This window comes from Vibrio sp. 10N.222.46.A1, assembly GCF_041473595.1.
GTDB lineage: Bacteria > Pseudomonadota > Gammaproteobacteria > Enterobacterales > Vibrionaceae > Vibrio > Vibrio tasmaniensis_A.
The window spans coordinates 1-608 of the sequence record NZ_JBFRSN010001653.1 but is presented as its reverse complement, the minus strand read 5'-3'; the positions used below and the strand labels follow the sequence as shown (position 1 = coordinate 608).

The window sequence follows — 608 nt, the reverse complement described above, 5'->3', positions numbered from 1 at the left end:
TTCGATAACTTCTTCAATGAATAACAAGTCTGCCGACTCACTCATGGAGCTAGGGTCACTGATGTTGGGAAGCTCAACAACTTCAATAGCAACACCTGTCTTTACAATAGTTTGTTGTAGCCAATCAGCCATCTCTTGAAGTAAAGGAATCGTCATTCTAGGTCGTGTTAGGACAACAGTGCCCGTCAAATTAGGAATTGGATTACTGGACGCTAGTTCGCTAAGCGAGAAAGACAAGTCATCGGCCACCATATCAGCATCGAACTCTTTACTACTGGACTTAATAAACGATACCAGCCTGTCGAGTTCTTCAGGGGTTATACCTGATTTTTCTCTACGATTAACCGCAAGATACGAAAGTGCATTGATGGTGGTTTCTTCAGCGACGCCAGATTGATTAAAACTCAGAGTGTGGTCATTTAAACCTTCTATGTCGGTAAGCGTTATTTGTTCTAACAAGGCATTTTGAGCAAAGTAACCTCGGTGACGTTTAAGAACCAAGCGCTCTTCGCTCCAATCATCCAATGAGAAAGGTCCTGTTCCGATATAGGCACTGCGGCCACTCGAAAAATAGGTACGCTTACGACGATAAATAGACGCGTGTGGAC

General features: G+C 43.6%; 1 pseudogene. It reads right to left on the bottom strand.

Features of this window, described 5'->3' with window-relative positions:
* Positions 1-608, bottom strand: a pseudogene (locus AB4496_RS28670) (ABC transporter substrate-binding protein); the annotation flags it as partial.